21 protein-coding genes are annotated in these 24,106 nt (G+C 63.8%); 5 read left to right on the forward strand and 16 right to left on the reverse strand.

The annotated features are described in order from the left end of the window. Positions 1–732 precede the first annotated feature (732 nt). Positions 733–1,851, reverse strand: a complete 1,119-nt coding sequence (locus tag A4R29_RS00935; RefSeq protein WP_024502024.1) for a LacI family DNA-binding transcriptional regulator — start codon at positions 1,849–1,851, stop codon at positions 733–735. A gap of 558 nt (positions 1,852–2,409) precedes the next feature. Here A4R29_RS00935 and A4R29_RS00940 point away from each other — a divergent pair. The 3 genes from A4R29_RS00940 to A4R29_RS00950 all read left to right on the forward strand — a co-directional run bounded on the left by A4R29_RS00940 (position 2,410) and on the right by A4R29_RS00950 (position 6,111). Beyond that, entirely contained in the window at positions 2,410–3,345 is a 936-nt protein-coding gene (locus A4R29_RS00940; RefSeq protein ID WP_063173516.1) for a sugar-binding protein, read from the forward strand. Between the two features lie 172 nt (positions 3,346–3,517). Beyond that, entirely contained in the window at positions 3,518–5,062 is a 1,545-nt protein-coding gene (locus A4R29_RS00945) for a sugar ABC transporter ATP-binding protein (RefSeq protein WP_082827518.1), read from the forward strand. A gap of 53 nt (positions 5,063–5,115) precedes the next feature. Next, positions 5,116–6,111, forward strand: coding sequence for an ABC transporter permease (locus tag A4R29_RS00950; RefSeq protein ID WP_063170981.1), 996 nt, complete (start codon positions 5,116–5,118; stop codon positions 6,109–6,111). A 5-nt stretch (positions 6,112–6,116) separates the two neighbouring features. Here the strand turns inward: A4R29_RS00950 and phnN are convergent, their stop codons facing one another. From phnN to A4R29_RS00995, 9 genes are all read right to left on the reverse strand, one after another. Beyond that, positions 6,117–6,746, reverse strand: coding sequence for a phosphonate metabolism protein/1,5-bisphosphokinase (PRPP-forming) PhnN (phnN, locus tag A4R29_RS00955; protein WP_063170982.1), 630 nt, complete (start codon positions 6,744–6,746; stop codon positions 6,117–6,119). Continuing rightward, entirely contained in the window at positions 6,743–7,894 is a 1,152-nt protein-coding gene (locus A4R29_RS00960; RefSeq protein ID WP_013528377.1) for an alpha-D-ribose 1-methylphosphonate 5-triphosphate diphosphatase, read from the reverse strand. The genes phnN and A4R29_RS00960 overlap by 4 nt, the downstream gene beginning before the upstream one ends. A 13-nt stretch (positions 7,895–7,907) precedes the next feature. Next, the gene (locus A4R29_RS00965; protein WP_013528376.1) at positions 7,908–8,615 is read right to left on the reverse strand and encodes a DUF1045 domain-containing protein; all 708 of its coding nucleotides are present in this window, start codon (positions 8,613–8,615) and stop codon (positions 7,908–7,910) included. 153 nt (positions 8,616–8,768) lie between these two features. Then, the gene (gene iolB, locus A4R29_RS00970) at positions 8,769–9,581 is read right to left on the reverse strand and encodes a 5-deoxy-glucuronate isomerase (RefSeq protein WP_063170983.1); all 813 of its coding nucleotides are present in this window, start codon (positions 9,579–9,581) and stop codon (positions 8,769–8,771) included. A 150-nt stretch (positions 9,582–9,731) separates the two neighbouring features. Continuing rightward, positions 9,732–9,950: a hypothetical protein gene (locus tag A4R29_RS00975; RefSeq protein ID WP_027161053.1), complete on the reverse strand. Its 219-nt coding sequence runs from the start codon at positions 9,948–9,950 to the stop codon at positions 9,732–9,734. A 58-nt stretch (positions 9,951–10,008) separates the two neighbouring features. After that, positions 10,009–10,926, reverse strand: coding sequence for a myo-inosose-2 dehydratase (iolE, locus tag A4R29_RS00980; RefSeq protein ID WP_063170984.1), 918 nt, complete (start codon positions 10,924–10,926; stop codon positions 10,009–10,011). A gap of 114 nt (positions 10,927–11,040) precedes the next feature. Continuing rightward, a complete protein-coding gene (iolD, locus tag A4R29_RS00985) occupies positions 11,041–12,891 on the reverse strand; it encodes a 3D-(3,5/4)-trihydroxycyclohexane-1,2-dione acylhydrolase (decyclizing) (RefSeq protein ID WP_063173517.1) in 1,851 nt (616 codons plus the stop codon). Between the two features lie 34 nt (positions 12,892–12,925). Continuing rightward, positions 12,926–14,860 (reverse strand): bifunctional 5-dehydro-2-deoxygluconokinase/5-dehydro-2-deoxyphosphogluconate aldolase, encoded by a 1,935-nt coding sequence (locus A4R29_RS00990; protein WP_024502015.1) that lies wholly within the window; start codon positions 14,858–14,860, stop codon positions 12,926–12,928. Positions 14,861–15,001: 141 nt separating this feature from the next. Then, positions 15,002–15,847 (reverse strand): MurR/RpiR family transcriptional regulator, encoded by an 846-nt coding sequence (locus tag A4R29_RS00995; RefSeq protein ID WP_024502014.1) that lies wholly within the window; start codon positions 15,845–15,847, stop codon positions 15,002–15,004. Positions 15,848–16,002: 155 nt separating this feature from the next. On the opposite strand from A4R29_RS00995, the gene A4R29_RS01000 reads away from it, so the two are divergent. Further along, a complete protein-coding gene (locus tag A4R29_RS01000) occupies positions 16,003–17,112 on the forward strand; it encodes a Gfo/Idh/MocA family protein (RefSeq protein ID WP_063170985.1) in 1,110 nt (369 codons plus the stop codon). Between the two features lie 49 nt (positions 17,113–17,161). On the opposite strand, the gene A4R29_RS01005 is transcribed toward A4R29_RS01000, so the two are convergent. Further along, a complete protein-coding gene (locus A4R29_RS01005) occupies positions 17,162–17,860 on the reverse strand; it encodes a helix-turn-helix transcriptional regulator (protein WP_063170986.1) in 699 nt (232 codons plus the stop codon). Between the two features lie 129 nt (positions 17,861–17,989). Here A4R29_RS01005 and A4R29_RS01010 point away from each other — a divergent pair, with 129 nt between their 5' ends. After that, the gene (locus A4R29_RS01010) at positions 17,990–18,625 is read left to right on the forward strand and encodes a LysE family translocator (RefSeq protein ID WP_063170987.1); all 636 of its coding nucleotides are present in this window, start codon (positions 17,990–17,992) and stop codon (positions 18,623–18,625) included. A 34-nt stretch (positions 18,626–18,659) separates the two neighbouring features. Here the strand turns inward: A4R29_RS01010 and A4R29_RS01015 are convergent, their stop codons facing one another. The 5 genes from A4R29_RS01015 to A4R29_RS01040 form a co-directional block, all read right to left on the reverse strand. Beyond that, positions 18,660–19,751 carry a 3-deoxy-7-phosphoheptulonate synthase gene (locus A4R29_RS01015; RefSeq protein WP_013528366.1) on the reverse strand — a complete coding sequence of 364 codons (1,092 nt, stop codon included), beginning with the start codon at positions 19,749–19,751 and terminating at the stop codon, positions 18,660–18,662. A gap of 521 nt (positions 19,752–20,272) precedes the next feature. Next, positions 20,273–21,067 (reverse strand): SDR family oxidoreductase, encoded by a 795-nt coding sequence (locus tag A4R29_RS01025; RefSeq protein ID WP_013528365.1) that lies wholly within the window; start codon positions 21,065–21,067, stop codon positions 20,273–20,275. A gap of 34 nt (positions 21,068–21,101) precedes the next feature. Continuing rightward, on the reverse strand, positions 21,102–22,097 hold the full coding sequence (iolG, locus tag A4R29_RS01030) for an inositol 2-dehydrogenase (protein WP_013528364.1): 996 nt from the start codon (positions 22,095–22,097) through the stop codon (positions 21,102–21,104). A 111-nt stretch (positions 22,098–22,208) separates the two neighbouring features. Beyond that, positions 22,209–22,976: an ATP-binding cassette domain-containing protein gene (locus A4R29_RS01035; protein ID WP_023810655.1), complete on the reverse strand. Its 768-nt coding sequence runs from the start codon at positions 22,974–22,976 to the stop codon at positions 22,209–22,211. Positions 22,977–22,978: 2 nt separating this feature from the next. Then, positions 22,979–24,055: an ABC transporter permease gene (locus A4R29_RS01040; protein ID WP_013528362.1), complete on the reverse strand. Its 1,077-nt coding sequence runs from the start codon at positions 24,053–24,055 to the stop codon at positions 22,979–22,981. Positions 24,056–24,106: the final 51 nt, after the last annotated feature.

The raw sequence follows: 24,106 nt of genomic DNA on the forward strand, positions 1-24,106 counted from the left end.
AAGGCAAAGAGTGACACATTATTGGCAAAGGGGAATGTCGATGAAGAAAATCTATCAGAAGCCCGTTTTCACGAAGCGTGAGCGACTGTCGTCAGTGACGGCTTCGCCCAGCTCATCCGGGATTATCGATTAACCAAGAGAGCTACAGTTTTGGAAAGCCCGCTGCCGAAAGGTGGCGGGCTTTTTGCTTTCTCGAGGAAACGAAAGCCGATTCCGCAAGTCGGCACCGTCAACCTCAATTTCAAGTTCGGCAGACGCAAGTGCCTGTGGGACCGCGTGCAGGGCAAGGTTAGCGGACCAGTGCCGAAGGCCTGAAGAAAGACAAAGCGGAATGGTTCAAGCCCGCCTTGTCGGATGGTGCGAAGAAATGCATCGCCATGCGAAGCTGCTGGACTGCCCGGAGGAGAAGTAATGCCCGTGGTAAAAGGGCTCCCTGAAGCGCGAGAACAGGCTCTGCACTCGCGATCTAGACCATCAGGCTTAATTGCTGGATTCCTGTTGTGCCGGTAGCGTAATCGGGCTGGGGTGTCCAGCACTGGCCAGCACGGCGTGTCCAACCCCAAATTCGCAACCGTGCCGGTCTGTTGCACCAATGGGAATGAGTGTCTCGGACTTCGACCTTGACGCCCTTCCGCGCAAGAATCGTCTGCATTGCCGCCATCAGCTCTTCGTCCCACTGGTCAGGTTTCCCTAACGGTCGAAGGTAAGCCAGCGCGGGCCCGCCGAGTCGCGTTACCCTACCACTCCCCGCACACTCTCCCGCTCCACCAGCGGGCACTCCAGCTTCGTGATCGGGTACCGCCCGCGCCCAGGCGCCGCCGGCGCTTCCAGCTGTTCGATCGCCCATTGGCCCATCGCCATGTGCGGCAGGATCGAGGTCGTCAGCGGCGGGAACAGATGCCTGGCGATTTCCTCGTCGTCGTAGCCGACCACGGAAATATCTTGCGGAATGTGCAGGCCGGCTTCCTTCAGCGCTTCGTAGCAGCCGATCGCGGTGCGGTCGTTCTGACAGAAGATGGCGGTGGGCTTGTCCCTGAGTGCCAGCAGCTTGACGGTGGCGGCATAGCCGGCGCTGGCCGACCAGTCGCCCTCGACCACCAGCTCGGGATCGAACGGAATGTCGGCCGTGGCGAGCGCGCGGCGGTAGCCCTTCAGCCGGTCCTGTGCCGCCTGCATCCACGGCTCGCCGGTGATGGTGGCGATGCGGCGGTGGCCGTGGCTGATCAAATGGCGGGTCGAGCTCTGGCCGCCGGCGATCTCGCTCGGCACCACGGCAGGGAAGGCGTAGTCCGCCGTGTAGCAGTTGAGCAGGATCACCGGGATGTCGAGGCCGTAGAGATAGTCGGGCGCCGTGATCTCGCGGGTGAAGATGGTCATGTAGATCAGCGCCGAAATGCCCCGCTTGGTCAGCGCTGAAATGGCGCGCGGCTCCATGACGGAATCGCCCAGCGTCTGCGCCACCAGAAGCACGTTGCCGGCATTCCACGAGGCCTGGCGCGCGCCCTCGATGGCGACCACGGCTTCGGGGCTGGTGGCGAGCTGGTCGACGGCAAAGCCGATCACCCCGTCCAGCCCTTCGAAGGCGGGCCCCTCGAAGGCAGGCAATGCCGGGTGAAGCGCCTCGAAAGCGGGCGCGGTGTAGCCAAGCGTCCGTGCGGCCTCGATCACCCGTTCGCGGGTCTGCTGCGACAGCTTGATCCCTGGCGAATTGTTGAGCACGAAGGACACGGTCGCCTGCGAGCAGCCAGCGGCCCTGGCGATATCGATCATGGTGACGCGGCCCTTGGCGCCCTTGGCGGGCGCCTTGCGCCGCCTCGCTGTGTCGCTGGCCCGATCCGTCGTCTCGCTCATGGCAAATCCCAGTCTGGCTGGCCGGTCAGGCCGGCAAGGTGGCGTGACCCCGTCGATTTATCGGAATAACGTCAAGCTCGTTTATAACTATTAGTATGCCGGAGGTCCATCCGCCACGCATCTCCATACAAGCGAAAGCTCAATTAACAAAAGGCCCGGGGGGCGGCCCAGCGGTGAGGGCGGCATGCCGGCGGGCACACCGCGAAACCGCTGGCATTGGCTCGGAACTAATACTGTTTACTAATACAAAAATGCGCTGTACCGTCAATCGTCGCATCCGGCCGGTCACGTCCGGGGCGGCGGGAGAGTACGAAAAATGGCCCGGTGGCGAGCGGATCCTATCTCCGCAAGCCTTGTCTCGGATATGTGATATGTCAGACAAATCGGACTATTTACGAATGAAGGATGAGTCTCTAAGGTCGCTGTCGTGGCTGGAACGACGCCATTCTTTCGGTGCCGGGAACCCCTTTGAGGAGGAGGGCGTCCACGCTGCAAACGGCAAATCAGGTCAGTGCAAGATCGGCCGGTCCAACGACTGAGCCAAACGGGAGGTTGAACATGAAATCCTTGATACGCAATGCATCCGTAGCCGCGACCGCGCTGCTGCTTGGCCTGTCGGCCACGGCAATCGCGCGCGCCGACGACAAGCCGACGCTGGCCTTCGTCGTCAACGGCGCTTCCGATTTCTGGAAGGCCGCCGAAGCCGGCGTCAAGAAGGCGCAGGGCGAACTGCCCGACTATACGCTCGAGCTCAAATATCCCGAACAGTCCTCGGTCGCCATCCAGCAGCGGCTGATGGACGATCTGGTGACCGCCGGCGTCAAGGGCATCATGGTCTCGGCCGTCGATCCCAAGACCTCGACCGATGGCCTCAACAAGATCGCCTCGGAAACCGCGCTTTTCACCACCGACTCGGACGCGCCGCAGACCAAGCGCGTCGCCTATATCGGCTCGTCCAACGTCGATGCCGGCAAGCAGGCGGCCGAAATCGCCAAGAAGGCGATGCCCAATGGCGGCAAGTGCCTCGGCTTCGTCGAGCGCATCCAGGGCATGAAGGACGGCCTGGCCGGCACCAAGATCGAGCTGATCGACGTGCGCGGCGACGACATCGACCAGGCGCGCGCCAAGAAGAATGTCGAGGACGCGCTGGTCGCCAGCCCCGACGTCACCTGCATGGTCGGCTTCTACTCCTACAACACGCCGCGCATCTATGAAGCGCTGCGCGATGCCGGCAAGCTCGGCTCGATCACCGTCGTCGGCTTCGATGACGATCCGATCACGCTGGGCGGCGTCAAGGAAGGCACCATTGCCGCCACCGTCGTGCAGCAGCCCTTCGAATGGGCCTATCAGGGCATGAAGCTGATGGCTGCCTATCTCAAGGGCGACAAGTCGGGCATCCCGGAAGGCAACCTCATCATCATCCCGACCAAGATCATCGGCAAGGATGACGTCGACGCCTACGCCGCCAATCTGAAGGCGATGGCCGGAAACTAAGACTTGAAGCAGTTCAGCCGGCTCAACGTCGCTTGGGCCGGCTGCTCGCATTGACGAACACCGCGAGGATCGTCACTCTGCCAAAAGCCAAGAGCATGATCCCGAAAAGTGGAAGCCGGTTCTCGGAAAAGATCATGCTCAGAAATTGGCCCGCCAATCGCTGTCAGGCATGATGAATTATTCCGACACATCCATTGCTGCATCCGTGACCGCCCCGTTCCTCAGCCTTGAGAACGTGCGCAAGACCTATCCGGGCGTCGTCGCGCTCGACGGCTTCTCCATGGAGGTCAGGCCGGGCGAGGTCATCGGCCTTGTCGGCGAAAACGGCGCCGGCAAATCGACGTTGATGAAGATTCTCGGCGGCGTCACCAGGCCCGACAGCGGCACGATCACCGTCGACGGCACCGCGCATGACAGGCTCTCCGTCGAAGCCAGCCTGGGATCGGGCATCGCCTTCGTCCACCAGGAACTCAATTTGTTCGAAAATCTGGACGTCGCCGCCAACATCTTCTTCGGCCGCGAACCTTTGCGCGCCGGGCCGCTCAAGCTCGTCGACCGCGCAAAGCTGCGCACCATGGTGGCGCCGCTTTTGAAGCGCGTCGGCGCCAATTTTTCCGCCGACACGCCGGTCGCGACCCTGTCGCTGGCGCAGCAGCAGATGGTCGAGATCGCCAAGGCGCTGTCGATCGAGGCGCGTCTGGTCATCCTCGACGAGCCGACATCGAGCCTGCCGCTCGCCGAGACCGACAAATTGCTCGACGTCATCAAGGCGCTGAAGGCCGACGGCATCAGCGTCATCTTCATCTCGCACCGCCTGCACGAGGTCGAGCGCGTCGCCGACCGCGTCGTGGTGCTGCGCGACGGCATGCTGGCCGGCACCTTGCCGAAGAGCGATATCGGCCACGACCAGATGGTCAAGCTGATGATCGGCCGCATGCTGAAGGAGCGCGAGAAGGCCTCGGAAGCGGCGCGTGCGCCCGGCGCCGTAGCACTTGCGGCCAAGGCCATCCGCACCCCTGCCTATCCCGGCCGCCCGGTCGATCTCGACGTCAGGCGCGGCGAAATCCTCGGCCTCGCCGGTCTTGTCGGTTCCGGCCGCACCGAGCTGGCGCGGGTGTTCTTCGGCATCGATTCGAAGCTCGGCGGCGCGCTGGAACTCGACGGCCACCCGCTTGCGCTGGCTTCCGCGGCCGACGCCGTCGCGCACGGCATCTTCCTGGTGCCGGAAGACCGCAAGCTGACCGGTATCCTGCTCGACCTGTCGATCGCTCAGAACATTTCGCTGCCCAATCTGCCCGCGCATGCGCGCCGCTCCCTGGTGTCCTCAAGCGCCGAGACCTCCACCGCCGAGAAGCAGAAGAAAGATCTCGGCATCAAGGCGCCTTCGGTGCAGACGCGCACCGGCACGCTGTCGGGCGGCAATCAGCAGAAGGTCGTGCTCGGCAAGTGGCTGGCCATGAACCCCAAGGTGATGATCCTCGACGAGCCGACGCGCGGCATCGACATCGGCGCCAAGGCGGAAATCTACGGCCTGATGCGCGCATTGGCCGATGCCGGCGTCGCCGTGCTGATGATCTCGTCGGACATGGAAGAGGTGATCGGCGTGTCCGACCGCATCGCCGTCATGCATGAGGGCCAAATCTCCGGCATTCTCGACAAGGACCGGTTCAGCCAGGAAAACGTGCTGCTGCTGGCGGTGGGCAAGCAGCCGAAGTAGTTTTGCCGGGGTCTCGCGCAAGCGCGATCTGCTCAGGCATTGGGGAGAAGACGATGAGCAAGAAAGATCTCGGCCTGCTGATCCTGATCCTGGTGGTCGGGGCGATCGTGGCGATCATCAATCCGCGCTTCCTGTTGCCGATCAACCTCGCCAACACCTCGAACCTGATCGGTCTGTTCGGCATCCTGTCGATCGGCCAGGCCTTCGTCATCATCACCGGCGGCATCGAATTGTCGGTCGGCTCGGTGGTCGCGCTGCTTGGAACGCTGTTCATCGACTTCATCGCCGTGCGCGAGGTGGGCTGGCCGCTGGCCTTCGTGCTGATCCTGTTCCTCGGCGCCGTCATAGGCCTGGTGCATGGCTGGCTGATCACAAGGCTCAAGCTGCAGCCTTTCGTCGTCACTTTGTGCGGCCTGTTGATCTACCGCGGTGTCGCCCGCTTCTACACCGCCGACGGCACGGCGGGTTTTGCGTTCGGCCAGAATTTTCCCGAGCTCGAATTCCTGACGGCCGGACGCTCCTATGGCGTGCCGAACAGTTTCATCGCGCTGATCGTTATTTCGATCGTCATGTGGGTGGTGCTGCACCGCTCGGTGTTCGGCCGCTATCTCTACGCCATCGGCAAGAACGAGGAGGCGGCGAAATATTCGGGCATCCGCACCGGCCGTGTCGTCATCGCCGCCTATGTCATCTGCGGTGTGCTGACGGCGCTGTCGGCGATCTATTTCGCCATGTACACGCGCTCGATCTCGCCGGCCAGCCACGGCCAGTTCTACGAGCTCTACGCCATCGCCGCCGCCGTGCTCGGCGGCTTCTCGTTGCGCGGCGGCGAAGGCTCGCTGATCGGCGTCATCCTCGGCACGGTGCTGCTGCAGGAGCTGCAGAATCTCGTCAACCTGCTCGGCATCCCGTCCTCGCTCAACTTCGCGGTGATGGGCGGCGTCATCCTCATCGGCGTGCTGGTCGACCAGCAATGGGGCGTGTTCCGGGAACGGCGGCTGATGGTCGACGCCACCCGCAAGGGCGTGGCGGGCCAGGCTGCGGAATAGCTAGCCTAGATCAGGCCCGACATGTCGGAAAAGGCCATCGCCTTGCGCAGCACCTCGGCGAAGCGTTCGCCGGCGGCTTCGCGCGGGCCGCTGTTGTCGATCGAGGTGACGCCGGGCCCGGACAGAGTGACATTGGCGCTGCGTGCCAGCCGCGCCAGCACTTCGCCGCGGGACTCCCGGCCGCGCATCGCCAGACGCTCGGCCAGCACTTCAGGCGAGGCAGTGATCTCGACGACGGCCAGGTTGGCATAGCGTTCGCGCAAGGAGGGGATGATCGCGCGCGACACATTGGCGACAGCGACACGGCCATTGGCGACAGACCAGTCGACATCGGCGGGGATGCCGTAGCGCAAGCCGTGTGCTTCCCAGGAAATGGCGAAGGCGCCATCGGCTTCGGCTTCGGCGAAGGCAGCGTCGGCCAGCGTGTCGTGATCCTCGCTTGCGGCATCGCTCGGCCTGGTGATGACCCGGCGGACGAACTCCAGCCGCGTTTCGTCGGCAAAATGGTTGCGGGCGTAGCTGATCACCGTGTCCTTGCCGGCGCCGCTTGGGCCGACGACGGCGACGAAAACGCCATCGCGGATCGGAAACGTCTCGGCCGAAAGTTCCCGCTCGATCAGTGCCGACACCATCATGCCACCCGGCGTCCCTGCCGCCAGACGGTGCGCACGACCGGAACATGGTCGTCGACACGCACCCGTACCAGATCGGCGCGGCGGCCCTGCTCGATGACGCCGCGGTCGGTCAGGCCAACCGCATCGGCCGGGTTCTTCGACACCATGGCGACGGCCTGCGGCAGGGAAATGCCTTCGACGACATCGCCGAGGAAGAACGCCGACTGGATCAGGCTGAAGGGAATGTAGTCGGACGACAGGATGTCGAGCAGGCCGTCGCTGGCCAGCGTACGGGCCGAGACATTGCCCGAATGCGAGGCGCCGCGCATGACGTTTGGCGCGCCCATCAGCACACCCATCCCGGCCTCTTTCGAGGCCCTTGCGGCCTCTTCCGTGGTCGGGAATTCGGCAACCCGCACGCCCTGCTCGATGGCTTCGTCGACATGGCCCGATGTGGCGTCGTCGTGGCTGGCCAGCACGATGCCGCGCTCCTGGCAGGCGGCGGCGATCACCGCTCGGTTCGGCGCCGAATTGCGCGCCGATTCGGCCATCCGCTTTTCGCAGAACACCTTGAAGTCGCGATCGGTCAGCTTCAGCTTGCGCTGGTAATAGTAGGCATAGGTTTCGAGATTGACGAACTGGCGCTGGCCTGGCGCATGATCCATCAGCGATGCCAGCTTAACCCGCTCGTCGCCGTCGAAATTGGCGAAAGCCCTGAGGCAGTCCGGAGCCGAAACCTCGCAGCGCAGGTGGATGAAATGGTCGGCGCGCAGACGGTCCTGCTTCACACTGTCCTCGATCGCGTCGGCCAGCTTGCGGATGTCGGCCGATGTCAGGTCGGCGTCTTCGTCCATACCGACGCGCAAGGCATCCAGCACGGTGGTGATGCCGGCGGTTGCCACCTGCGCGTCATGGGCGAGCACGGCGGCGATCGGATTCCAGCGCACCTTGGGCCGCGGCGCGTAATGGCCTTCGAGATGGTCGGTGTGCAACTCGACCAGCCCGGGAATAATATAGTCGCCGCCCATATCCTCGCCGGTGCGACTAGAACCAGAGCTTGCGCCGGCTTCGATGCCGGCGATAAAGCCGTCGCGCAGCACCAGCGAACCTTCGACGATCTCGTCGGCAAGCACGATGCGGGCATTGTGGAGAACAGTCTCGGCGGTCATTTCAGGTAGTCCTTCAGGCGGTTTTTCTGGCCGGGCGGCGCCCGAGCGCGTGATGCGAGAGCACCATGAACGGCGCACCCGGTTCGGTTTCGACAAACAAGGTCAGCGCATCCACCAGCACCTTCTGTTGCAGCACTTCCGCGAACAGGCTGTCGATCGCTGCGCGCAAACGCGGGCTCTCCTGTGACCCCGCCCGGCCGGAGAGCGTCATGTGGAAGCGAAAGGTTTCGAAGACATAGGGGTAGCCCCATTGGCAGAGATTGCGGAACTCGGCCGGCTTCAGCGAATCCGGGCTGCGCCGCTCGATTTCCGCCTCGCTCAGCGGTGCGCGAAACCGGTCGAAGTCGCGCACCACGTCATCGGCGAACCGGTTGAGCGCAGGCACTGGCCCTTCCGGCACCAGTGCGAAGAAGCCGTCGATCTGGCTGACCACGAGACGGGGGATGGTCACCACCGGCGTCACCTCGGCAAAATGGTCGAGTGCGGCGCGCAGCGAGACTTCCGTCTCGTTGGCAGCCAGGCGGAACGGTGCTTTCAGCGTCGCATGGAAACCATAGCGGCGCGCCGAAGCGGTGTGGAAAGCGACTTCCGCCGCCGACAGGTCGGCCACCGCTTCGACCGGCCTCGTCGCGGCGCCAAACGGGTCGCGGCCCAGCCAGTCGGCGGCAATCCGCGCCAGTGGCTCGTCCTGCCGGGGAGTGAAATAGAGGGCGTAGCGCATGGAAAGTCCTTGTCAGCTTCGCTGCCATAGGTGATTTCCATGACGAATTGACGAAGCCTTGCTGGCTTTCAGGTAACAAAACGCTGCGGCGGGGTCATTAGCCGACGATTTTTTCGTGCTGGACCAGGGAGCGAGTGCTCACGCAGCGACCGATCAGGCCTTCATCAGCCATTCATGCTCGGGCGCATTGTGGAACTTCCACGTCCGCTTCGGTCCTGCCATGACGTTGAGATAATAGAGGTCGTAGCCATGGCAGGCGGCGCAGGGGTGATAACCCCTGGGTACCAGCACGACATCGCCATCCTCGATCGCCATTGCTTCGTCGAGCGCGCGATGGCCGTTCTTGTCGGCGTCGGTGTAGACGCGCTGGAAGGCAAAGCCCTGCGGCGGGTTGAGGCGGTGATAGTAAGTTTCCTCGAGGTAGGATTCAGCGGGCAGATTGTCCTGGTCGTGCTTGTGCGGCGGATAGCTCGACGTATGCCCCCCGGGCGTGATGACCTCGACCACCAGCAGCGAATCGGCCGGCTTGTCCTCCGGCAATATGTTGGTGACATAGCGCGTGTTGGTGCCCTTGCCGCGCACCTCCTGGCCGAGATCGTCCGGTCCGATGACGCGAACCGGCAGGCGGCCGCCAAGGCCCGGCGCCGAGCAGACCGCGAGTTCCAGTTCGGTGTCCGCGGTCACCGACCAGTCCGAACCCTCAGGCACGTAGACCGACCACGGCTTGCCCTCGAAGGGCGACATGCGCTCGCCGAGCAGGCCGAGCTCCTTGCCGCCGGCTGAAGCCTTGCCCTTGCCGGTGACGAACACCAGGCAGACTTCGCGATCCTCCGTCTTGCCGGAGGCGCTCTCGCCCGGCTTCAGCCGATGCAGGTCGAAACCGACATAGGTCCAGCCGGCGCTTTTCGGCGTCACATGGGCGACGCGACCGTGGCCCTTGTCGGCTTTGACGAGCAGCTTCGACATTTTTGTCTCTCCTATCGCAAATCTTCGAGATCGGCCGAAGCCTCTCAACTTCGTCATCCTAGGGCCTAGGAGGAGCGAAGCTCCGTCGCGGAGACCTTAGGATGACGAAGTTAGAAGCACTGGAAGCTAACCGCCGACGCATGCGATCAGTCACTCCTTCGGCTCGGGCCCGACCGGAGGCCTCGCCTCGTCAGCAGGCTTGTAGAGATAAAAAAACTGCCAGACGGCGTAGCCGGCGAAGCCGAGCGCGATCATGCCCCAGAACGGCGTGCCGGTGGCGAACTCGATGATCGACCAGATGACACAGACCGCGACGACGGCGACACGCCGCCACAAAGGCCGGAAGAAGGGGTGTTCGGAATCTTTCATCGGGCCAATCTACAGCAATCGGCCTCGCCGGGAACCCGTCGCACCAGCCATTGGGATACTAGACATTTGGAAAGCCTTGCGTCTCGACCGTGTATCCGGCCGCCGTCATGACGCGCATCAATTCCTTGTAGCCCACTTGCGCCATCCTGAGCGGCGGGTTCTTCTTCGGGTCCTGCTCGGCCTCGACCACGAACCAGCCCTCATAGCCATGGTCGGCGAAGCGCTGCACGATGGCGCCGAAGTCCAGCGAACCGTCGCCCGGCACGGTGAAGGCGCCGAGCGCCACCGCGTCGAGGAAGGACTGCTTCGTGCGGTCGAGCTTTTCGATCACCCCCATGCGGACGTCCTTCACATGCACATGGCTGATCCGGGTATGATGGTTGTCGATGGCGCGCAGTATGTCGCCGCCGGCGAATGCCAGATGGCCTGCATCGAGCAGCAGCGGAATGCCGGCTCCGGAATAGCGCATGAAGGCATCGAGTTCCGGCTCGGTCTCAACCACTGCCGCCATGTGGTGGTGGTAGGACAACGGCATGCCCTGTTCGGCGCACCATTCGCCAAACGCGGTCAGGCGTTTCGCATAAGCCTTCATCTCGTCGTCCGACAGCTTCGGCTTGGTCGCCAGCGGCTTCGAGCGGTCGCCCTGGATCGAACGGCCAACCTCGCCATAAACGATGCAAGGCGCGTTCACCGCCTTGAACAGGTCGATCATCGGCTGGATGCGATCCTTGTTGTCGGCCATTTCCCCATCGACCAGCGTGCCCGAGAACCAGCCGCCGCACAGCGTGACGTCGGCGGCCTTGAGGATCGGCAGCATGATTTCGGGGTCATTGGGAAAACGCCGGCCCATCTCCATGCCGGTGAAGCCGGCCGAGCGCGACTGGCGCAGACATTCTTCCAGCGACACGTCATCGCTGAGCTCCGCAAGATCGTCGTTCCACCACGCAATGGGGGACATGCCCAGTTTGGCTTTCAAGTCGTCACTCCGGTCCTAAAACAGTTTCTTGCTCGTTGGCGCCGCCCCTCATCTGCCTGCCGGCATCTTCTCCCCGTGTAGAGACAGGGAGAAGGAGGAGCTTCGGCGCCTCTATCAATCGCCGATGGTCTGCATCTGCCGCTTTTCGTCATACGCCTTGCGCGCCGCGTTGACCTGCGGCCGCACTGACACTTCCGGCACCGCCACATCCCACCAGTGACCGCCGGCATCGGTGGAAACCAGCGGGTCGGTGTCGATGACGAGCACCGTGGTGCGCGTATTCTTCCTGGCCTGTGCCAGCGCGTTTTCCAGCCCGGCGATCGACGGCACTTTCTCGGCAATCGCCCCCATGCTCGCCGCATGCGCGGCGAAGTCGATGTCGGGCAGAACCTCGTGGCGCGAGTCCTTCAGCAGATTGTTGAAGTTGGCGCCGCCGGTCGCCATCTGCAGCCGGTTGATGCAGCCATAGCCGCGGTTGTCGAGCAGCACGATGGTCAGCTTGAGGCCGAGCATCACCGAGGTGGCGATCTCCGAATTCATCATCAGGTAGGAGCCGTCGCCGATCATGACGACGATCTCCTCGCCGGGCTTCGCCATCTTGGCGCCGAGCCCGCCGGCAATCTCGTAGCCCATGGTCGAGAAGCCGTATTCGCCATGGTACGAGCCGGGCGCGCCCGCCTGCCAAAGCTTGTGCAATTCGCCCGGCAACCCGCCGGAGGCATTCAGCAGCGTCACACCGGAGCCCATGGCGCGCTGCACCGCGCCGATCACCTGCGCATCGGACGGATAGGCGGCATTGGTCGACGCCGTCACCTTGGCCGCCTCGACCGCCCAGGCCTTCTTGCCGGAGGACGCATTGTCGGTCCAGCTTGCCGGCGCCTTCCAGTCCTTCAGCGCAGCACCGAGTTCCGCCAGGCCCTCGGCCGCATCGGCCACCAGTGGCAGGGCGCGGTGCTTGCCGGCATCGAAGGGCTGCACGTTGAGCCCGATGATGGTCTTGCCCGAATTCTTGAACAGCGCCCACGAACCGGTGGTGAAATCCTGCAGGCGCGTGCCGATGGCCAGCACGACATCGGCTTCCTCAGCCAGCCGGTTGGCGGCAGAAGTGCCGGTGACGCCGACCGCCGCCATGTTGAGCGGGTGGTCGTCCGGCAGCGAGGATTTGCCGCCTTGCGTCTCGCAGACAGGAATGCCGGCGCCCTCGGCGAATTTCGCCAGTTCGTCCGACGCCTGCGAATAGAGGACGCCACCGCCGGCGATCACCAACGGCTTTTTTGCACCCTTGAGCGCGGCGACCGCGGCCGCCAGTTCCTGGCGATCCGGGCGCGGCCGGCGCTGGTGCCAGACCCGCTCCGCGAAAAAATTCTCGGGATAGTCATAGGCCTCGGCCTGGACGTCCTGGCAGAGCGACAGCGTCACCGGGCCGCAATCGGCCGGATCGGTCAGCACTTGCATGGCGCGGCTCAGCGCAGGAATGATCTGCTCCGGCCGGGTGATGCGGTCGAAATAGCGCGAAACCGGACGGAAGCAGTCGTTGACCGTCGCCGTGCCGTCGGAAAAATCCTCGGCCTGCTGCAGCACCGGGTCGGGGATGCGGTTGGCGAAGACATCGCCTGGCAAAAACAGGACGGGCAACCTGTTTACATGGGCGAGCGCCGCCGCCGTCACCATGTTGAGCGCGCCGGGGCCGATCGAAGAGGTCGCGGCCATGAAGCGGCGGCGGAAATTGGCCTTGGCGTAGGCGATTGCCGCATGCGCCATCGCCTGTTCGTTGTGGGCGCGAAAGGTCGGCAGTTCGTCGCGCACCTGATAGAGCGCCTCGCCGATGCCGGCGACATTGCCGTGGCCGAAGATCGCCCAGACGCCGCCGAAGATCGGGACTTTGCTACCGTCGATCTCAGTCATCTGGCGCGACAGGAAGCGGGTCAGCGCCTGCGCCATCGTCAGGCGGATTGTCTTGCTCATGGTGTTTTCCTCCGCAGTCCTATTCCGCGCCTTCTTATGCCGCCTTGCGGCCGCGCGCGGCAAGCCACGCATCCGTCAACTGTTCGAAGCGCTGCGCCATGTCGGCGATCGCCTCGTCATCCGACATCCTGCCGGCCAGCCATTGTTCGGCCGCATGGACGAAGATGGTGCGGCCGACGGCAAAACCCTTGACGATGGGTGCCTTGGCGGTGGCGGCGAACGCCGCTTCCAGCTCGTCCTGCGGCGCTTCCAGGCCCAGCAGCACGACGCCGCGGCACCAGGGGTCGTGCTTCAGGATCACGGCCTCGATCTTCGCCCAGGCGCCGCTCGACGCCTGCGGCTCGAGCTTCCACCAGTCCGGCTTGATGCCGAGCGCATAGAGTTCCTCCAGCGCGCGTGGGATCGTCGTGTCGTCGAGCTTGCCATGCTTGCCGGCAATGATCTCGATGAGAAGCTCCCTGCCTACCTTCCGCGCGCCTTCGAACAGCGCGCGCAACTTCTGCTGCTGTTCGTCCTTGAGCGCCGCCGGATCGTCGGGATGATAGAAGCACAGGCATTTGATGCAATGGTCGACCGGCCACTCGGTGAGCTGCGAGCCGATGTCCTGCGAGAATTCGAAGCGCAGCGGCCGCGAACCCGGCAGCTCCACCGGCCGCCCGAGCCAGGCGAAGGAATGCCTGGCGAATTCGAACATCGCCTTGCGGCCGTGTTTCTCGTCGATCAGCATGCCGTAGCCGTCGCGGCCGGCGGCAACCTTCGCCGCCGCCTTGACCGCCAGCACCTTGAAATCCTGGATGCGTGCGGGATCGGCACCGGCCTTCGCCGCCACATCCTCGAGCTGCACGCGGTGGTCGCAGGCGAGCGCCATCATCGAGGGAATGTCGCGCCGGCGCGTCGTTGCCCAATGGATGTGGTTGATCGCCTCGTCCTTGCGCAACGCCAGATGCCTGCTGCCGTTCTTGAGGAAGAACCGCAGCTCCTCGAAGGTCGGATATTCCGGCGCGCAGAGCAGCCGCGACACGGCGAAGGCGCCGCAGGCATTGGCCCAGGTCGCCGCCGTCGCATGGTCTTCGCCACCCAGCCAGCCGCGCAGGAAGCCCGACATGAAGGCGTCGCCGGCGCCGAGCACATTGTAGATCTCGATCGGAAACCCCTTGCCGACGACGCCGTCCTCGAGATCGTCGCTGATCGGTCCGTCATAGACGATGCAGCCCATCGCGCCGCGCTTCAGGACGATGGTGGCGGACGACAGCGAGCGGATAGTCTTCAAGGCGCTCAGGCAATCATCGGCGCCCGACGCGATCATGATCTCTTCCTCGGTGCCGACGATGAGGTCGCAGTCGGGCAGCACCGTCTTCAGCTGGGCCGAGACGCGGTCCGATTTCACATAGCGCTCGAACCCTTCGGCATGGCCGGCGAGACCCCACAGGTTCGGCCGGTAGTCGATGTCGAACACCACCTTGCCGCCCTTGGCCTTCATGATGCGGATCGCCTTGCGCTGCGCGGCATCGCTGTTGGGCCTGGAAAAATGCGTGCCGGTGACGACGATCGAGCGCGCCGAGGCGATGAAGGCCTCATCGATGTCTTCCGGCGCCAGCGCCATGTCGGCGCAGTCCGAGCGATAGAAGATCATCGGCGAGACGCCTTCGTCCTCGACCGACAGCAGCACCAGTGCGGTTAGCCGCTCCTTGTCGGTCTTGAGCCCGTCGACATTGACGCCTTCACGCGTCAGCTGCTCGCGGATGAAGCGGCCCATCTGCTCGTCGCCGACGCGGGTGAGCAGCGCCGAGCGCAGGCCGAGCCTGGCGGTGCCGACCGAGATGTTGGCCGGGCAGCCGCCGACCGACTTGGCGAAGGAGGTGATGTCCTCCAGCCGCGAGCCGATCTGCTGGCCGTAAAGGTCGACGGAAGCGCGACCGATGGTGATGACGTCGAGCGGCGCGTATTCAGCGTCCACGGCTTCGCTCATTGGAACCTCCCGTCGGCCTTGTTGTGTTGGGGTACACGCGCGAGCGGCAGCGTGGCGCCGGGAATATGAAATAATAATTCCAATCGATAGTCAATATGGAATGAGTATTCCTTCGGTGAAAAGTACCTTTTCGGCGGTGGATCAGGCCTTGCGCTTCCTGCCCGTGTCGCGCCGCTTCTCGCCGACGCCGACGGTCAGCGCCATGGCCAGCGCCATTGTCGCCGACAGTGAGCGGAAGCCGGCGAAATCGGCCTCGGCAACCTCGAACCAGACCTTGGCGAACTGGGCGAGCGGCGAAAACGAGCTGTCGGTGATGGCGACGATCGGCACGCCCTGTTCCGAAATGCTGCGCGCCTCCTCGATCGTGGCGGGCGCGTAGGGCGAGAAGGAGATGGCGATGACGGCATCCGCCGGCGTGGCGAAGCCGATCATCTCGGCATTCAGCCCGGCCGCCGATTCGATCAGCTGGTTGCGGATCTTCAGCTTGCCCAGTGCATAGGCGATGTAGGACGCCACCGGATAGGAGCGCCGCTTGGCCAGCACATAGATGGTTTCCGCCTTTGCCAGCAGGGAAATAGCGTCTTCCAGATGCGCTTCGTCCAGCGTGCGCGAGATGTCGTTGAGCGAGGTCGAGGCGGCGGCGACGAAGCCGTCGAAGATCGCCCGGTGGCCGGCGCCTCCCTCAGCCTTGACGCGCAGCGCCTGCAGCCTTTCGTCATAGGATGAGTTGCGCTCGCGCAGCCGCTCGCGAAACACCTGCTGCAGGCTGGTGAAACCATCGAAGCCAAGCTGCTGGGCAAATCGGATCAGGGTCGAAGGCTGCACGCCCGCCGAAGCGGCGATGCTGGCGGCGGTGCCGAAGGCGATATCGTCGGGATTGTCGAGCGCATGGGCAGCGATCTGGGCGATGCGTTTCGGCAGGCTTTCGCGCCGCTCCAGGATGGTGGTGCGCAGCGTCTCGAAATCGCGAGGTACCCGTTCGTCCATCGTCGCTCTGTCCAGGCTCATGCGTGAAGCGTCCTCTGTGCCTCATCATAGCGAGCCTGCGCAAGAACACCATAAAAAATGAGGCAGACATTCCATTTCAGGAGAAAATGGACTAATTCATCCACGCAGCGCTTCAAGCAGTGGAGAAACGGAAAATGGTCGGCGTCGGTCTCATCGGTACGGGTTTCATGGGCAAGTGTCACGCCATCGCATGGAGTGCCGTCAGCGCCGTCTTTCCCGACGTGGCCAAGCCACGGCTGGTCCATCTCGGCGAGGTCAATGAAGAGCTTGCCCGGCGCAAGGCGGGCGAGTTCGGTTTCGCCAAGGCGTCGGGCGACTGGCGCGCCGTCGTCAACGATCCCGAAGTCGACATCGTCTCGCTGACCACGCCCAACCAGTTCCATCCAGAAATGGCCATCGCGGTTCTTCAAGCAGGCAAGCATCTGTGGTGCGAAAAGCCGATGGCGCCGAGCTTTGCCGAGGCCGAGGCGATGGCGGCGGCGGCGAAAAAGTCCGGCAAGGTCGCGGCGCTCGGCTACAACTACATCCAGAGCCCGGCCATCCGCCATATCGGCGCGCTGCTGGAAGAGAAGATCATCGGCGAGGTCAACCATCTGCGCATCGAGATGGACGAGGACTTCATGGCCGACCCCGAAGCGCTGTTCTTCTGGAAGCACGAAGCAGCTTCCGGCTATGGCGCGCTCGACGATTTCGCCGTGCATCCGCTGTCTCTGGTCTCAGCCCTGTTCGGCCGCGTCGCCAGTGTCATCTGCGACATGGCTAAACCCTATGCCGATCGCAAGCTGGCCAGCGGCGGTCGTCGCGCGGTGGAGACCTACGACATCGCCAGCGTGCTGATGCATCTGGAAAACGGCATTGCCGGCACGCTGCTGGTCAACCGCTCGGCCTGGGGCCGCAAGGGCCGCATCGCCGTCCAGATATTCGGCTCGAAAGGGTCGATCCTGTTCGACCAGGAACGATCGAACGAATTCCAGCTCTATCTCACATCAGACCGGCCGACCGAACAGGGCTACCGCACCATCCTGGTGGCGCCGCACCACAAGCCCTATGACCTCTTCGTGCCGGCGCCAGGCCATGGCCTCGGCTTCAACGACCTCAAGATCATCGAGTGCCACGAATTGCTGACGCGGCTTGAGGGCAAGCCGGCGCGGCTCATCGAGTTTGCCGAAGGGCTGGAGATCGAGCGCACCGTGCACGCGATGGCGCGTTCGTTCGAGGAAAAGCGCTGGGTGGACGTGCGGTAGAGCGGCTGCTTCCCCTTCTCCCCTTGACAAGGGGAGAAGGGAAATCGCGTCAGCCGCCAACCGCAGCGTTCGTCTCCCACCCGTTGACCCAGACCTGCCGCAAGCGGTCGCCTTCGCCCTTGAAGCGTAACCCGGTCGCCTGGCAATCCGCGATCCGGTCGCTGCGGAAATTGCGGATCGCCTGGCGCAGCTCGCACCAGGCGACGATGTTGGCGGTTTCGGCGTAGTAGATCAGCGCGATCGGGCGGATGAGGCGCTCGGAGGCGCGGCCCATTTCGTCTCGATAGGAGAGGTCGAGCTTTTCCTCGTCGCGGATGGCGCGTCGCACCAGCGCAAGGTCGATCGCGCCGGTCGAAGGCGCGGCGAACCCCCACGCATGCAGCGCATTGGCGTCGAATACCTGGCGCAAGGGCGGCGGCACCGCGCCGGCGATCTTGGCGCTGACGCGCTTGGCCGCCTGCTTGAGCTCGCTGTCGCCGGTGCGCTCCAGCAGCGCCAGCGACAGGACGATCGCCTCCATCTCCTCGATCGAGAACATCAGCGGCGGCAGGTCGAAGCCGGGACGCAGGATGTAGCCGATGCCGCGCCCGCCCTCGATCGGCACGCGCATCGCCTGCAGGGCGGCAATGTCGCGATAGATCGAGCGCACCGTCACTTCCAGCCGTCCGGCAATCGTCGCCGCCGTCACCGGCTGCCGCGCCAGCCGCACGATCTGGATGATCTCGAACAGGCGTGAGGCCTTGCGCATTTTTTACCCCAGGTTGCACGCCCAACTGACACACCATTGTCAGTTGGGCTGACCTATAGGAGCGCCTATCGAATTGAAAATCAACAGGTTCCGCTGCGGCTTGGCCGGGCGAGGCGATAGGCAACTGACATGGACTACGCGGCAAACCTCTGGCTTTTCTTTATCCTGCTGTTCGGCATCATCGCCGTTCCGGGCATGGATATGCTCTTCGTGCTGGCCAATGCACTGACCGGCGGACGCGACAGGGGTCTCGCCGCGACCGGCGGCATCATGGTCGGCGGCATGGTGCACACGCTGAACGGCGCCATCGGCGTCGGCCTGCTGATGCATTTCGTGCCGATCCTGTTCAAGCCCCTTCTGCTTGCCGGCGCCGCCTACATGGCCTTCATCGGCATCACGCTGATGCGCAGTTCCATCACTGTCGGTCAGGAGGGGCCTGCCGGCAGCCGTTCCGCATGGAAGGCGTTTCGCCAGGGGTTTGTGACCTGCCTGATCAACCCGAAGGCATACCTGTTCGTGCTTGCCGTCTACCCGCAGTTCCTGAAACCGGACTACGGTCCGATCTGGATGCAGGCGACGGTCATGGGGCTGCTGACCGTGGTGACGCAGGCTGCGATCTATGGCGGGCTGGCTATCACCGCCGGCCGCAGCCGCAACCTTCTGATCGCCAATCCGCGGGCGACCATTTTTGCCGGCCGGGCGGCCGGACTGCTGCTCTTTGCCGTGTCGGTGTTCACGGCATGGGAAGGATTAAGGGCGGCGTAATCCCGGTCACCGCCGCCCACTTCCCTATGCCCTGTCAGGCAGCTCCCTGCCGGTTGTCGATCATGGCGCGGCGTGCCGAGCGGCGCCACTCGACGGCGCCGGCAAGGCCGTGCAGCACCGTCTCGGTGGTCGCCCAGTCGATGCAGCCATCGGTGATGCTCTGGCCATAGACCAGCGGCTTGCCCGGCACCACGTCCTGCCGGCCGGCGACGAGATTGCTCTCGATCATCAGGCCGATGATGCGCTCGTCGCCTGCCGCGACCTGGCCGGCGACATCTGCCGCCACCTTGGGCTGGTTCTCGGGCTTCTTGGCCGAGTTGGCGTGGCTGACATCGATCATCAGACGGGGCGCAACGCCGATGCGGGCGAGTTCCACAGCGGCGGCTTCGACGCTCGCCGTGTCATAGTTCGGCTGAACGCCGCCGCGCAGGATAACGTGGCAGTCCTCATTGCCCGTGGTCGTGGCGATGCCGCTGCGCCCGCCCTTGGTCACCGCCATGAAATGATGCGGCTGCGCGGCGGATTTCACCGCCTCGGCGGCTATGCGCAGATTGCCGTCGGTGCCGTTCTTGAAGCCGACCGGGCAGGAGAGGCCCGAGGCCAGTTCGCGGTGGATCTGGCTCTCGGTCGTGCGCGCGCCGATCGCGCCCCAGGCGACGAGGTCGGCAATGTATTGCGGGGTGGTCATGTCGAGGAATTCGGTCGCCGCCGGCAGGCCGAGATTGTTGACGGCCGACAGCACATTGCGTGCCATCCGCAGCCCCTTGTCGATGTTGAAGCTGCCGTCGAGGTCGGGATCGTTGATCAGGCCTTTCCAGCCGACCGTCGTGCGCGGCTTTTCGAAATAGACCCGCATCACGATCTCCAGCCGGTCCGACAGGCTCTCGCGCAGCGCCGCCAGACGGCTGGCGTAGTCGACGGCCGCGACCGGATCGTGGATCGAACACGGGCCGACGATGACGAGCAGCCGGTCGTCGGTCCCGTTCAAGATGGCATGGGTTGCGTTGCGCGATGCGCTGACGGTGCGCGTCGCCGTCAAAGTGCGCGGTATCTCCCGCATCACCTCGTCCGGTGTGCTCAGTTCTCGGATTTCCTTGACCCGGAGGTCGTCTGTGGTGGTCAACACGGCTTTCTGCTCCTGTCGAGAGCATGATGCCGAAAAGTGTGAAGCGGTTTTCGGACGACATCATGCTCCTCTTTGATTTAGAGGGAACCTGCCGGCTGAAAACAAAAAAGCCGCCAGGTATGGCGGCTGTTCGGATCTTGTTGCTGCAATCTTCAGATCGAGCGCAATCCTCCCGCCGCCAGCGAGCTCCTAAAGTACCAATATGTGGCGGTCAGGTTGATCATGAGGCTCATATAGTCGATGCGGAGGCACTTGTCACGTGCCCTGATGCGGAGACAATTCGGGATGGCCGAAGCACCCAAACTTCGTCCTCCCTGGGCGGAGCAGGAGCGAAGCTCCGTCGCGGAGACCCTGGGATCCATTCCGTGACTTTGGCCGAATGGTGCAGCGGAGCAGAATTCCGCACCGCAGCAACGCTCAGAAGTCGCGGCATGGATCCTCGGGTCTGCGCTGCGTCGCTACGCTCCTTGCTCCGCCCGTGGATGACGAAGCGATGGACGTTTCCGATAGACTCGCCGGCGTTACTCCGGTGACGCCCCTGCAATGCTCTGGTCATAGTCGACCAGCGACCCGGTCATGACACCGGACTGCGGGCTGACCATGTAGCTGATCAGACGGGCAAGCTGGTCCGGCTTGACCAACTGGCCCATCGGCTGCGTCGCTTCGGCCTTCGCCAGCCAGTCGTCCGGCGCGTCGTGCCACTTCTTCTGCACGATGTCCTCGCCTTCCGTATCCATCCAGCCGGGCAGCACCGCATTGCAGCGGATGCGGTTGTAGCGATAGGCATTGGCCACGTTCTTGGTCAGCGTCATCAGCGCGCCCTTGCTGGTCGAATAGGGCGTCAGGAACGACTGGCCGGTATGCGCCGACATCGACAGCACGTTGACGATCGAGCCGGGTGCCTTCTTCTCAAGGAGATGCGCCACCACGCCCTGCATCAGGAAGAACGGGCCGCGCACATTGGTATCGAAAATCGTATCGAACAACTCTTCGGAGGTTTCGACCAGCGAACCGCGCGCCGAAGTGGCGGCGGCGTTGACCAGCGCGTTGACGGTGCCGAAATGCGAGATCGCGGTGGCGACCGCGCGCTTGCAGTCCGCCACTTTTGACACATCGGCGCTGATGAAAATGGCATCGACGCCGGCTTTCTTGAAATGGGCGACAGCCTTGTCGCCCTTCTCCTGCGAGCGGCCGATGAGCGCCAGTGCCCGGCAGCCTTCATCGGCCAAGGCTTCGGCGACGGCAAAGCCAATGCCTTGCGCGCCGCCGGTGACGATGGCGCGTGTCTGTGAATTGCGATCGGCTGATGCGCTCATCGCTCTGCTCCTGTGGTTTTTCCTAAGGGTTCTCTTACTTGTCGAGACGGACAGTCTTGCCGGTCGTTGCTGATTTCAGCGCTGCGTCGGCCAGTTTCAGCGCCACCAGTCCGTCCGCGCCGCTCGGCGCGGCCTTCTTGCCTAACGTCGCTGCGGCGATGAAAGCAGCGATCTCATTGGCATAGGCGTCGAGATAGCGGGTCATGAAGAAGTCGTGCAGCGGCGGGCGGGTATAGCCCTTCTCGTTGGCCAGTTCGATCGACACCGGGCGCTGGTTCTCGGCGGCAACCATGCCTTTCGAGCCATGCACCTCGATGCGCTGGTCGTAGCCATAGGTGGCGCGGCGCGAGTTGGAGATGACGGCCTGCTTGCCGGAAGCGGTTTCGAGGATGACACTGACGCTATCGAAATCGCCGGCATCACCAATCTTCTTGTCGACCAGCACCGAGGCATGGGCGCTGACCGCCACGACCTCTTCGCCGAGCAGGAAGCGCGCCATGTCGAAATCATGGATGGTCATGTCGCGAAAAATGCCGCCCGAACGCTTAATGTAGTCGATCGGCGGCGCGCCGGGATCGCGCGAGGTGATGGTGACCATCTCCACGGTGCCGATGGCGCCGTCGTCGATCGCCTTGCGCACGGCGGCGAAGTGCGGATCGAAGCGCCTGTTGAAGCCGACCATCAGCGTCGCCTTGGTCTTCTCGACCACGGCCAGGCATTTCTCGACGCGCTTGACGTCAAGGTCGATCGGCTTCTCGCAGAAGATCGCCTTGCCGGCCTTGGCGAAGCGCTCGATCAGATCGGCATGGGTGTCGGTCGGCGTGCAGATGATGACGGCGTCGATATCTCCGGCTTTCTCGATGTCCTCGATGCTGCGCACCTCCGCGCCATAGGCGCTGGCCAGTTCGGTCGCCGCCTTCTCGAACGCATCGGCAACCGCAACCAGTTTGGCCTGCGGGTTGGAGCCGACGGCACGGGCGTGGACCTTGCCGATGCGGCCGGCACCGAGGAGAGCGAAGCGAACGGTCATGGGTATTTCCTCTGGGGAATGGGTTGGAGAGAGTTGTCCGCACCTTGCTTTTGGGGAAAGGTGGCAAGGCTATTTTTCGAGCGCGCCAGAAAACAGGATGACCATCCTGTTTTAGGCCGCGAGTTCCGCCTCCCCGGTCTTGGCGCCGGTGATGTAGGAGACGATGTCGTTTCCGTCGGTGTTCTCCTTGCGCAGATTGGCGACGATGCGGCCGCGCCGGAACACGACGATGCGGTCGCAGAGATCGAACACCTGGCGCATATTGTGGCTGATCAGGATCAGCGGCTCGCCATTGTCCTTCAGCGTACGCACGATGTTTTCGACCTGCGCGGTCTCCTGCACGCCAAGGGCGGCGGTAGGCTCGTCCATGATGATCAGCTTGGAGGCGAAGGTCGCGGTCCGGGCGATCGCCACGCACTGGCGCTGACCGCCTGACATGTGGCGGATGGTGTTGGACAGATTGGGGATCTTCACCGCGGTGCGGACCAGCGCCGCCTCGGTTGCCTTGCGCATGTATTTGCGGTCGAGGATCGAGAACGGGCCGAGGTTGAACAAAACCTTCTCGCGGCCGAGGAACAGGTTCGACGGCACGTCGAGATCGTCGGCCAGCGCCAGATTCTGGAACACGGTCTCGATGCCCGCCGTGCGGGCCTCGATCGGCCCGGCAAAGTTCACTTCCTTGCCGTCGAACCAGATCTGGCCGCTGGTGCGCTGCTCGACGCCGGTGATCTGGCGCACGAAGGTCGATTTGCCGGCGCCGTTGTCGCCCATGATGGCGACATGCTCGCCCTTGCGCAGCTCGAAGTTCGCGCCTTCCAGCGCATGCACGCCGCCATAGCGCTTGGTCAGGTTTTCGGTCTTCAGGACGATGTCTGACATGGTCATGCCCTCATTGCCCGCAGGCGTTGGCGCCACTGGTCGAGAACCACCGCACCGACGATGATCACGCCCTTGACCATCTCCTGGTAGTAGGCATCGAGGCGCAGGAAGGTGAAGCCGGAGATGATGACGCCGAAGATCAGCGAGCCGATCACCGTGCCGATGATCGAGCCGCGGCCGCCCGATAGCGAGACCCCGCCGATGACCGCCATGGCGATGGCGTCGAGTTCGTACATCACGCCCATGCCGGACTGCGCGGTCAGGTTCTTGGAGCTCAGCACCACGGCGGCGAGCGCGGCGAGAATGCCGGCGATGACGTAGACCAGGATCTTGTGATTGGCGATCTTGATGCCGGACATGCGCGCCGCGTCCTCGTTGGAGCCGATCGCGTAACAGTGCTTGCCGTACCTCGTATAGGTCATGATCAGCTGGAACAGGATGGCCAGCGACAGGAAGATGACGACCGGCATCAGGCCTTTGCCGATGCTGGCGAAACTCTCGGTGGGAAACGAGATCGGCTGGCCCTTGGACCACCATTTGGCGATGCCGCGCGCGGTCACCATCATGCCGAGCGTGGCGATGAACGGCGGAATGCGCGTGTAGGCGATCAGCGCGCCATTGACCAGGCCGGCGAAGAGGCCGCAGGCGATCGCCACCAGCAGCGGCACGATGACAGGCAGGTCGGTCCAGCCCTGCGCCAGGAACATCGCCTTGGGATTGGGGTTGCCGTTGACCGTCGCCACCTGGGCGAAGCTCATGGCGATCATGGCGGTCGCGCCGACGATCGAGCCCGAGGACAGGTCGATGCCGCCGGTGATGATGACCTGTGTCACGCCGATGGCGATGATGCCGACGATCGACACCTGCAGGATGATGATCTGCAGGCGCGCTTCGTTGAAGATGCCGCCGACATCGCTGCGTGTGTTGAACAGGAAGCTGTCGCCGAGAAAGATGCGGCCGATCAGTTCGAAGATGACGACGAGAATGACCAGGGCCAGGAAAACATTGAACTCGGCCGGCCATGTGCGCTTCTTCGCATCATAACCGACGCCGCCGACGCCATGAGATGTCTGTGCCACGTATTCTGTCCTCCATCAGCCGCGGTCGCCCTCGCGCCGTGCCGGCGCTGA

This window comes from Mesorhizobium ciceri biovar biserrulae (assembly GCF_001618845.1).
In the GTDB taxonomy this organism is placed as follows: domain Bacteria; phylum Pseudomonadota; class Alphaproteobacteria; order Rhizobiales; family Rhizobiaceae; genus Mesorhizobium; species Mesorhizobium ciceri.